The 10,832-nt window shown below is 36.3% G+C and carries 12 protein-coding genes and 1 pseudogene; 7 read left to right on the top strand and 6 right to left on the bottom strand.

From position 1 onward, the window contains the following. Positions 1 to 550 precede the first annotated feature (550 nt). Positions 551 to 1,681: pseudogene (locus tag ABDH28_07560) on the bottom strand (heparan-alpha-glucosaminide N-acetyltransferase domain-containing protein). 54 nt (positions 1,682 to 1,735) lie between these two features. After that, positions 1,736 to 2,233, bottom strand: coding sequence for a hypothetical protein (locus tag ABDH28_07555; protein ID MEN2998870.1), 498 nt, complete (start codon positions 2,231 to 2,233; stop codon positions 1,736 to 1,738). Positions 2,234 to 2,494: 261 nt separating this feature from the next. Between ABDH28_07555 and ABDH28_07550 the strand changes: the two genes are divergently transcribed. Together ABDH28_07550 and ABDH28_07545 are read left to right on the top strand one after the other, a co-directional pair. Then, positions 2,495 to 2,788, top strand: a complete 294-nt coding sequence (locus tag ABDH28_07550; protein ID MEN2998869.1) for a hypothetical protein — start codon at positions 2,495 to 2,497, stop codon at positions 2,786 to 2,788. Positions 2,789 to 2,793: 5 nt separating this feature from the next. Further along, the gene (locus tag ABDH28_07545) at positions 2,794 to 3,582 is read left to right on the top strand and encodes an ABC transporter permease (protein MEN2998868.1); all 789 of its coding nucleotides are present in this window, start codon (positions 2,794 to 2,796) and stop codon (positions 3,580 to 3,582) included. On the opposite strand, the gene ABDH28_07540 is transcribed toward ABDH28_07545, so the two are convergent. The 4 genes from ABDH28_07540 to ABDH28_07525 all read right to left on the bottom strand — a co-directional run bounded on the left by ABDH28_07540 (position 3,583) and on the right by ABDH28_07525 (position 8,597). Beyond that, positions 3,583 to 4,632 (bottom strand): vWA domain-containing protein, encoded by a 1,050-nt coding sequence (locus ABDH28_07540; protein MEN2998867.1) that lies wholly within the window; start codon positions 4,630 to 4,632, stop codon positions 3,583 to 3,585. It abuts the gene before it with no gap. Positions 4,633 to 5,033: 401 nt separating this feature from the next. After that, the gene (locus ABDH28_07535) at positions 5,034 to 6,767 is read right to left on the bottom strand and encodes a 6-hydroxymethylpterin diphosphokinase MptE-like protein (GenBank protein MEN2998866.1); all 1,734 of its coding nucleotides are present in this window, start codon (positions 6,765 to 6,767) and stop codon (positions 5,034 to 5,036) included. Beyond that, positions 6,754 to 7,818, bottom strand: a complete 1,065-nt coding sequence (locus ABDH28_07530; protein ID MEN2998865.1) for a tetratricopeptide repeat protein — start codon at positions 7,816 to 7,818, stop codon at positions 6,754 to 6,756. The genes ABDH28_07535 and ABDH28_07530 overlap by 14 nt, the downstream gene beginning before the upstream one ends. Positions 7,819 to 7,904: 86 nt before the next feature. Further along, the gene (locus ABDH28_07525) at positions 7,905 to 8,597 is read right to left on the bottom strand and encodes a response regulator transcription factor (GenBank protein ID MEN2998864.1); all 693 of its coding nucleotides are present in this window, start codon (positions 8,595 to 8,597) and stop codon (positions 7,905 to 7,907) included. A gap of 55 nt (positions 8,598 to 8,652) precedes the next feature. On the opposite strand from ABDH28_07525, the gene ABDH28_07520 reads away from it, so the two are divergent. The 5 genes from ABDH28_07520 to ABDH28_07500 all read left to right on the top strand — a co-directional run. Then, positions 8,653 to 8,880, top strand: a complete 228-nt coding sequence (locus ABDH28_07520) for a hypothetical protein (GenBank protein ID MEN2998863.1) — start codon at positions 8,653 to 8,655, stop codon at positions 8,878 to 8,880. Positions 8,881 to 8,949: 69 nt separating this feature from the next. Beyond that, complete coding sequence (locus tag ABDH28_07515; protein ID MEN2998862.1) at positions 8,950 to 9,564, top strand: hypothetical protein; 615 nt, start codon at positions 8,950 to 8,952, stop codon at positions 9,562 to 9,564. A 36-nt stretch (positions 9,565 to 9,600) separates the two neighbouring features. Then, a complete protein-coding gene (locus ABDH28_07510; protein ID MEN2998861.1) occupies positions 9,601 to 10,098 on the top strand; it encodes a gamma-glutamylcyclotransferase family protein in 498 nt (165 codons plus the stop codon). Beyond that, positions 10,091 to 10,414, top strand: a complete 324-nt coding sequence (locus tag ABDH28_07505) for a hypothetical protein (protein ID MEN2998860.1) — start codon at positions 10,091 to 10,093, stop codon at positions 10,412 to 10,414. Before ABDH28_07510 ends, ABDH28_07505 begins: the two co-directional genes overlap by 8 nt. Before the next feature lie 222 nt (positions 10,415 to 10,636). Then, the coding region (locus ABDH28_07500) for a type I-B CRISPR-associated protein Cas8b1/Cst1 (protein MEN2998859.1) at positions 10,637 to 10,832 on the top strand (196 nt) is incomplete at its 3' end.

Raw genomic sequence — 10,832 nt, 5'->3', positions numbered from 1 at the left:
AATTAAAACCAAAAATCAAGGAGCAAACCTCATAGTAAGCTTAAGTGATTAGCTTTATTCTCAAAAGCTTCCTCTGATATGATACTCAAAAAAGTAAGATGATATGGAACTATGACAAAAAGACTTTGATAACCTCTGGCCTCATCAGCACAACTAGTTGCAAAGTAGTTATACTCTGATAAAAGGAGACACGAAAAAGCAGAAAATTTGGAATCTAGATTATTCACCTAACGGAAATTGGAAGTCATTGAAACTCCTTGATGTAACTTGCCCTAATTAACGATACTTTTTTTAGAATTCATAATGAGAGATAAATAGTATGCACAGTGTATATAACAGAAGAAAGTATAATTCTAAAAGCATTGATATGTTTCACTTTAGTAAGCACCCATTGTTCAAGATTTTTCTCATACTCACTGGGTTGGTTCTTTTTGGCTGTGGAGAAAGTCAATGTCCACGACAAAAGGGGTATGATAATGTGGAGTGGTGAACTGTCTGGAGGCACTGATGCAGGCTCACTTAGGGAGATTTTAACAAGTTTCTAGGCATTCTATTTTGCCCTAGGGTGATACACCTTCCTCATTATCCACTCAACACTATATTTACCATCTATTTTTTCCCAGAGAACCAGAAGGGGATATAGAATTACGGTAAAAGCTATAGAAAGTAAGATTGCTACAGTTGGTGTAAAAAGGTTCTCGTAAAAATGATATTCGTCGCCGAAGAATACTGCTCCTACTATTCTAGGAATAAGTACTATTGGAACTTGATGTAATATAAAAAGAGTTAAAGAATATTTACTATAACTCCTGAAAACCGGCATCCACGCGTATTCTCTTTTCCTAATGTCTACGAGTAAGTATAGCACAGAAAAAGATACCATACATATCCCCATTAATATGAACAGACATGTCGTGGAGAGAGGATGAAAAGTCAGTTCACTCAAGAAAAGAGAGACAGGTTTTTCTGGTTTGAGTATGTTATTCATAACATAACCCAAAATTCCAAACGATGAGATTAGTATTCCTAGTATGAGGATAACGATAGAATTTCTTTTTGCTACTTCAATACTGTCTTTGTCTTTTGATAAAACTAACTTACCGATCGCATAGCCAGCCATCGCAAAACTTACCCAAGGAAAAACTGCGAAATATCCGTTGAAGAAAAATTCACCAGTAACATCTTTTACAGTAAGAGGTGGAAGTTCATCTTCCCAGAATATAGGGTATCCAAGAATAGATCTTACAATAGGAGACAATATCACCATTAGCAGAGTTAGAATCAATATGACTGATACTGGTAGTGTTCTAATGAAAGATAAAACTATTGTTGAGAAACCAAGCATTGTAAGAACTTCCCACTCAAATACATACATAGGCCCCCATATAACTATTGAATAAATTACTCATACAACAAATATGGCTATACCTCTGAATAACACTGCTTTTGATATTTGCTCTTCACTGATACCTTGAAAGTTCATTTTTCTTAACAGAGCAAATAAACTTACACCTAGAATAAACGTAAAGATCGGTGCTGGAATACTTCCGATTATGTAGTCGGAGAAGTAAAAAACGGAGGGATACTCTTCACTGCTTACTGTGTATATAACAAAATGTGTGTATATCATTAACACTATCGCTACAGCTCGCAAAATGTCGACAGAGTTGAGCCTTTGCATATGTTCCACCATCCTCTAGAGATAGTAGAATATAACTAATTGTCTTAATCACTTTCAAACAAAGATGAGAGGGTGCAATAAATTCCAAAATTTGAGAGTTATGTGGGTATGGTTAATACTTTTAAGTGTCCATAAGCCCAAATTCTCATCCTCAATCCCATCAATCACCACAACCCTATAACTCCTACCCCTCCTCTCATCATACCCCTCAACAACCTTACACCTACCACAATCTATCTCCGGAAACTCATCAAGAATAGTAGCATACCACTCCAGATTCTTAAACACCTCAAGCGTCTTCTCCTTGCTCCTTATCAAAACCTTCTTTTTCGTCTTTTTCATGAATGTTTTGGCATAATACAACCCATCAACCTCATACCACACCAACTCCTCAAACTCCCTATCAACGTACTCAACAATCTTCTTCGCTCCTTCAAGTTCCTTACCCCTCCCCTCACACCCCCAAGCAGACAGAATTATCTCATACCCTTTGAGGTTAGTAAAGAAAACGGGAAACCAAAGAGTGTGATACACTAAAAACATCCATCTCATACCCCTGAACTATATTATGAATCTCCTCACAAAAAATTTTAGACTTTATTGATTTACTACACCAAACAAATTCCTACCCTCATAGATAAGTAATCTAAAAAATGCACAACTAAGATTGTGAAAGCCTAAACTGCAAAGCGGAAAACTTGATACACAGAAACTCTTAAACCCTAGAACTGAGCTTTTGTTAGTCTAAATTCCGAATCAAGCTCACTCGGGCTTTAATGGAATAGGAATGCAGAAGATCTTTATAATTTCCACGTGGATGAGGAAATAAAGAAACACATAATAGATATTATTTTTAATGAGAGGACATTGTCAGCAATAGGTAAAGATAAAGCAGAAATGTGGTTACCCTTTGTTGAATATAAGCTTGACAACATCAGCAAGGTTACAAAAAACCTTGATACTAGAGCTATGAGTAAGGTAGTGAGCATTACTGCTTTAAAGATTCAGAAACTCATAATAGGAATAAACGACGCTGTTAGAAAAAACTACAAGAATGGAGAAGATGCGGTAATAAAAGCAATAATAGATGTATTCATTAAAGGGTAGAGAAGATGGTTGGCAGGATAGGGCGTTGGCTTATAAACAAAGCTGATTACTTCTCAGGGGTAATCTCCTTAACAGTCTACAGCTTCCTTGAACTGGCTAAGTATCACCCACCAAACCAAAAACTCCTACTCTACCAAAACACAATCAAGCAGATATTCTTCACAAGTGTCCAAGCACTGAAATCTGTAATCACAGTCTCAATGCTAATAAGCATTGCAACAGTATCAATAACCTTCATACAGTTTCCAGAAATAGTCCCTAAGGATACAATTGCTGACATCTTTGTAAAAGTCATATTTAGAGAAATTATGCCTCTGATGCTGATGATCATAGTCATAGCTAGGTCAGTTTCAGCAATTACTGTAGAAATAGGAAATATGACAGTAAACAGGGAGTTTGACATCTTAGTATCTATTGGTATAGATCCTCTGTTTTACCTACTCCTTCCTAGGTTACTTGGAATGATCATTTCACTTCTAATTCTCTTTGTGTTTGCATCGTTTACTATTCTCGTTTTAGGCCCTATGGCTTTACTTTTGTTTTACGAAATAAACTTTGCCGAAATAACCAATCTAATTTTCAGCAAAGTCAGTGTAGGCGATTTTGCACTCCTTTTTACTAAGTTCATTATAGTGGGAGCTATCATACCAAGTGTTGCCTCTTACCACGGTTTTAAAACACCTACCATAAATTTTGTTCCTGTCTCGGCAACAAAAAGTATAATGGCATCCCTCTCATTTAGCATTGTGACTAGCCTAGCACTGAGTATCCTTTTCTATATCTTCGTCTTCTAACTACTCAACCTCAAAGGTGCAGTTAGCTACAACGAATGTAGTGCCCTTCTTGAGAATACTACCATTTGTTATATTTCCAGCTATTCCCGAAGGTAGGGTAAAGAAAATCCTATACCCTTGAGTAGTTGCCTTTATTATCACCTCACCACTGTATGTCCAACCTGCAAGCACTACTTTACCTCTTGATGGTGACAACACTATTTTATAGGATTTTAAAGGAATAGTCTTTTTAGTTTTACCAAGTAGGTATGTAATCCTACTAACTTTGGAGGACTTTCTAGCCTTTAACGGCAGATACACATTTCTCACAAACACCCATAGAACTATTAAAACAACGACACCTGATACTGACGCAATCACAAGTATAAACAAAGTTCCCGATAGCCCTTCACCCCTAAACCCCCTCTCAACAGCCCCAGTAACTTGGTTTGTATCTTCAACCTCAATCACCTTCACCTGATACGTTGATCTAAGCTTCTCCGAAATACTTGAAACACCCGAAGGAACTTTACTCGCTTCCTTCTGAAGAAGTTTCTCCAGAGAAATGTAATAGATAAGCTGTTGAGGATCAAAAAGAGAGGACAGTTTCTCCAGCTCAACAAAATATTCTTTGCTCTTGACAGGAGGATCATCTATACCATCCGAAATTATTATCACCTTCGTATCCTTAGGAGAGAGATTGCTCTCCTTTATTAATTGACTTACCTCTTTGAGCATCTTATATGTAAAGGTCCACTTACCATAAGGTTGCGTCCCCGTCATTATCTTATATATCACCTCCTTCGTGTGGTCATCCTTTACCCTTATCGGTGGCCTTACGTAAACATTTTCATTAAAGTCAACCACATAAACTACCTCTCCAACCTTTAGTGAAAAGATAGAATTTGATAACGATCTCAACGCTATATCGTACACCCTAAGACTGTCAATTACTTTCCTATTCATACTTAGGGAGGTATCAATAACAATTATGTAAGTATCTGCTAAACTCAACGACGCAAAGCCTAGGAAAAAACCCACAAAAACCAAAAATACTATTCCTCTTCTCATAAGCAAAATAGTAATACAAACTGCAATCAGTTTCAAATTTACACTCAATGAGCCAATAAATTCCAAAACTTAATAGTTAGGTAAGGCTTTTCTTTTACCCTTCTTAAATATAAGCACCTAGTAGATCTAGCGTAAAGTGAAGCCTTGTGACTAACGAATACTATCTAGAACAAAAGAAAGTATACAAGTAAAAATCCTAGAATCTTGTCTACTTACAAAGGAAATTGGAATCCATTGTCAATAATAAATTTAACAATCAGGTATGGTTTTTTCTCTCTCGCAGTCCCTGTCGGAACTGGGTAAATACCTTCTCAACAAAAGCTGAAACTCAATCTAAGGCAACATTGTAAAAATTGAACTTCTAGAGATAACAAAATTTTAAGTCTGGTCACACGATTGTACTACTTGCTATATTCTAGCAAGCTAGAGACACTCTTAACGATCTTTACAAGGTAGACTAGATCTTTTACTACACCATTCCTACACTCTTCAAACTCCTTTTGTCCTCTGAAAAAAGGAAATAAGGACTTACTAACAACATTCAGAACAAACGGATAGTTTTCAATCAACAAGTCTAATGATTTCTTTGAGAAACTATTCAGAGCTTCTTGAGTTGCAGTTACCAGTGCATCTAATCGTTCAAGTATTTTCCTCACATCTGCAGAAGGTTTTACGTGCTCTATTTTATGTTTTCTAGGAATATCTGGACACTCTTTTAGAAGTGAGGAGAGTAAATTTTTACCTTCACTAGTTGGAAGATTAGTGATACCTTTGAGTCTAACACCGTCTGAGATGTTGATCACACTTTTTAAGTTTGACGTATCACTTGCGCTGTCAAACCACAGCTTATACGTTTCCATTATCTTGTGGGATATGCACTCTTTTTCCTTTATTCCGTCCAGTATTATGTGATCTTTCAGCACTGAAGATACTGAAAAAGTATCACTTGTCTGGAATATGTTACCCTTCAGGATAAAATGTTCAAACGAAGGTGAACCTTTTATATGAGATACTAGGTAAGGAAATCCCAAATCTACTCCTATTAAGAACACGGGGTTACCACCCATAAGCAGGGCAAAATGAAATAAGTTTGTAGAAACCGAACCACCACTCTCAAGCCCTAACAACTTATATCCTGTTAACTCTTCTGTCCATAACACAATGTTGTTAGTTATCTCATAAACGATTCCTCCTACAGTCTCAATATGGGAACTTTTTGTCAAAAATACATCTCCCTTAAAATTTCTTATTAGTTCTGGAGATACCACGATATCAGAGAGCAATGTCAGTCCTCTAGTACTGATACCAAAAAGATCCTTAAGATTTGCAAACTGTGAGTCAAGTGAAAATACAAAATCTGGTTGAATTCCATAAGCTAGTAGTGTTTTCAAAACAGTATCTACAGCACACAAAACAATCTTCTCTCTATACCTCTTTATCTCTTCAAGAAGAAAAAATGCTGAATATCCAGCCCCTAGAACAACAAACGGTCTGCCCAAAAAGTTTTCAAAGTTTTTCTCTACAACCTCTTTGGTTACGCTACCATACTTAAGAACATTAGGTAAGTTTAGAAGAGTATTCTTAACCCACAGTTTGTCAAAATTTATTCTAGTTAAAAGGTCCGTAAATTTTGATTTCACTACCTTCGCAACATCATTTGCAATATTGTCGTAATCTTGCTTATAGAGTCTGTATAAGCTCGGTAGTTGGATGAATCTAACATCCTTTATATCTGTGAAATCTGTAAAGTTAAGTATTGTGTATATATCATTAAGGTTGTATCTAGTGACAATGAACTCATCGTTCTTTTTTAAGAACGCAAAAGCTACATCAGCGTCAAGTTCTATTGGTAAGATAACGGAATTCGTAAACTTTTTCCTCAATTCCTTCAGGTGATATCCAAGACCCACTCCCAGTAAGATAAAAAGATACTTGCTCTCTTCATCAAGTTGCAATGAGGATATTAGGTTTTCTGCTTCTTTTACAGGATCATAACTACTGTGGACCAAGATACCACTCTTCCTGATAGTCTCTAGACCAGATTTAGTAGTAATAAATTCAATACTTTTTAAAGAAGCTTTTTGCTCCAGTAACTTCCTAGCCTCTTTTGGAAACTTTAGTTCATTCAATCTCATCTTCGTTTTCGTAAGTGTATTGTATCTCCTTTGTTAGCACATTAACCCACTTCCTAGCTTCATCCGCTAACCTTGAATTTGGGTAATTTAGAAGAAACTTTTTGAAAACAGCAACTGAATCAACTAGTTTTCCAGCATAATACAACACTACTCCTTTCTTGAACAAAGCATCTTCATCTTTGTTTTTCGGCTCATTATTCATAGCTCTATCAAAAAACTCTATTGCCTTGTCATACTTCTTGTAGATTGTGTATATTTCCCCGAGCCAGTATAAACTGGCATCTTCGTATATTGTATTTGGAAAAGTGTTTATAACCTTAGCGAAATACTTTGCGGACTGTGAGTATTCTTTGTCTCTAAGTAGTCTTGAAGCATAGCCATACATCTGCTTTGAGTAAGCTTCAACAACAGACTTACGGTATTTACCAGTAGGATTATATTTTAAGTAGGCATCGTATATGTAAAATGCTGACTCGTAGTCCCCCTTTTCTATGTATACTCTAGCTTTACCAAGCTGGGCAAGCTCTGTATTTGCCTTCTCAAAATACATAAGTGCGGTATCGTATTCATTTCGGTAGAAGTATATATACCCAAGTTGGGTCATTATGTTGTTCTTGACGTTTTGATCAGAGGTTCTAACCAAGGCCATCTTCAGATATTCTTCAATTTCAGGACTCATACTTTCGTTTCGCTCTCTAAGTATATCTACAAGTAGCTCAATTGATTTTGTTAAAATTTCATCATTTCTGTTTTCACTGAAAAACTTTCCTATTAAACTCAAAACCCTATTTTTTGCGTTTTCCAGTTTACCTACTGCAAACGAACTAAACGCTACAAAGTATTCAACCTCATGGTAGTATCTGCTTTTTGGAAAATCTGCCAAAAACTTTGTCCCATCCCTTACCACATCCTCGTATAAACCAAACTCGAATCTGTTTTTTATTACCCGATACTCGTTGTTCTCTTTGTATAACCAATATACAAAGAAACCTGCTACTACAAAAATTATAAAGACTACGGAAAACACTAAGATTAAAAGCGCCCTCCTCATACTTTACACCTCATAGCTGAATTTTCGGATATTTTCCAGAATTCCAAACCTTTGTAATGGTTTGGAAGCAGTTAGGACTTTATTAGTTATTGGAATCTATACCCCACACCTCTGATCGTAGAGATTCTATTTCCATAGCGACCGAGTTTTTTCTTTATCTTGCTTATGTGAACATCTACGGTTCTAGAACTTTCGGACAACTCTTCCTCACCTTTCCAAAGCAGAGAGAGTATTTTTTCTTTGCTCACGACTATCCCGCGATTTTTTATGAGAAGCTCTAGTATCTCAAACTCTTTTTTAGTAAGCTGTGCTGTCTGACCGTCAACAACTACCTCAAAGCTATCAAGATTTATTATTAGTCCTCCATCTTCAAACCTATTGTGCTTTGGCTTTGTATCTGCAGATGTTTCATATCTTCTCAGTATACTCTTTATTCTAGCAATAAGTTCCCTTATACTGAAAGGCTTTGTGATGTAGTCATCAGCTCCCAGTTCTAGAAGTAATACCTTGTCAAACTCACTTGACTTTGCGGTTAGTACAATTATTGGTATATTTGAAAACTCTTCGGTTCTCTTGACCCATTTTACAACCTCAGTTCCATCACCATCCTGAAGCATAAGATCTAGAATGATTAGATCAGGTTTTTTTGACTTTATCTCCTCTATACCGAATTTTACACTCATTGCAACAACTACTGTAAATCCTTCCTGCTCAAGAGGTTTTTTGGATAAATTTACTATGTCTACATCATCCTCCACCAGAAGAATTACTTTCTTCATCCCCAGATGATATTTTTTATCCAACAAAAGACAAAATTCAAAAATTGCAGAATGTTTGGCTAATGACGATTCTGGATTCTCACCAGTTGGTTTTTGGAGTTTATTTGATCCTATCGTTTTCAGAAAGATTTGGAGAGATGAGAAAATAGATGATACCTTCTTCAAGACTCTAGCAGAGTTTATACTAGAAGATAAATGTAATCTCTGGTTTTATGTACATTGCTTTGATATACTCTTAAAAATCCACTTTTTCTTCGCTTTTCGCTCTAAGACTTTAGGGTAGTTTCTAAACGCTTTACCAAAACTCTTGAAATCCTTCCAGACGTTATTTATAATTGGGCTCAGCAAAGGTGTGAGGATAAAGATAATCTTATCACTTAGACATGAGTCTGGAGCAATACCTGCTGAAACGCTAAGGCTATCAAGGTTAAGTACTCTACATCTTATAAATACTGCGATTGAAGGATTGATAGTAACTACTTTTAATAACAACTCAAAACCTTTTACCTTTGCTTTGTACTTTCCCTTTGAAAAGAGGAATAATCAGATTGTTCTTACAAGACCTTTCTCTCTTACACTTTCCTCAAATGACCCAGGCTTTATATTTGTATTGTATAACTCATTGCTTAAGTTAGATAGAGACAGAAGGGAAAACAGAGCAAATAATAATTGTAGATTCTGTGATTGTGATTGGAAATTAGAAAGTGTCTTTCCTCTTCCAGATAAAGTCTTAGGGGATACTTTCAAAACACTAGCTCTGGCACTGATTAGGTGCCAAAAGGATACTTCAGGTTCAGGTAATCATGAACACCAACACACTATAACATACCCGAGGCTGATGTTTAGCTTCAAGATTTCTGCACCAGAAAAGGTTAGGAAGCCGATCTATGACATAGGTGTAGGGACTAAGAGGAAGCGAGGGGTTTGGGATGTTGGATGTGTGCTAGGAGAATGTTTTCAATCGTAGACTATATAATAATAGAGGTAAGAGGGGTGAGAGTTTATGACTAAGTATTACTTTGCATATGGATCTAATATGAGCGAGGAACAGATGAAGGAGAGATGTAACTATATTCCTGAGGTTGTCGGGATTGGAAAGATAAGAGGGTATATATTCGTTTATAATGGCTATTCTAGCAAATGGGGAGGAGCTACAGCAGATATCATTAAAACTGACAATGAGGAGGATGTTGTATGGGGTGTTGTTTATGAGATATCTGAGAATTGTGAAAAGTCACTAGACGAGAAAGAAGGGTTCAAAAACAAAGATCCTAACAAAGGCACCTACAAGAAGATATATGTATGCGTAGATATAAGGGATGGTAGTATTATTCCAGCTTACACATACATTAAGCCAGATGGTCAACAAAAGACCAATATTGGAAATCCATCGGATAGATATAGGAATACTATAGTAGAGGCTGCTAGAAAGCATGGCTTACCAGAGGATTACATTAAAAACTTCCTAGAAAGAAGAGTAGAAGAAGGGACTAATGGGTAGTAGTAAAGACGGTAGTGATCAAAACAACCCCATAACGCTCTATCCGTCAAACTGGCTTTATAATGCAGGAGTAGTAGGGTTTTTGAACCGTTTAGATGTTACAGATAGTAAAGCCTACAAGTTTGAAGGAAATCTTGTGAAAATTGATGGACAAGTTTTTCGAAAGATTGATCTAGAGGATTATCTTAACAAGAGTAGGTTTGTTAATCTTGTTGGAAAGAATGATTATTATAGGAATTTTATCGGGACAAAAGGAAGCCAAAGGGAAATTTTTAAACAATACTTCCTTCGCATATCTAGGAGATATGCGAGCTAGAGACAAAATGCAAAAAGAATGTAGTTTCTGTACTGATCCATACTACATTAACTATGTAAGTATGTTTCCCAAAACTACAAGAGTACTGCAGGAGATTTTTTTGAAAAAATCTCAAGGTTTAGCCAACCTCATAACATCCTACTTGGTGCTTCGAAAGGCGAGTTTCAAAATTCGCATTGGAACCTAGAGCTAAACTTGAAAATCTGTAATCTTTGTACCTTCATGATAATCCACCACCGCATCTCTTTTACCCAATTAGACGATGGATCGGAGATATTCATAAACTCTCCTTCCTTCAAAGAAATGTATCACCTGAACAAATTCGCAAAAGAGGTCTTTAGAAGTAGAGTAGGCTCTCTGGATATCAGAAAAATACTGGGAATGACATTAATAGAACACAGCATAAAGCTCAGAACAA

The sequence above is a fragment of the Brevinematia bacterium genome, from assembly GCA_039630355.1.
In the GTDB taxonomy this organism is placed as follows: domain Bacteria; phylum Spirochaetota; class Brevinematia; order DTOW01; family DTOW01; genus SKYB106.
This window is presented reverse-complemented; position numbering and strand designations above follow the sequence as displayed.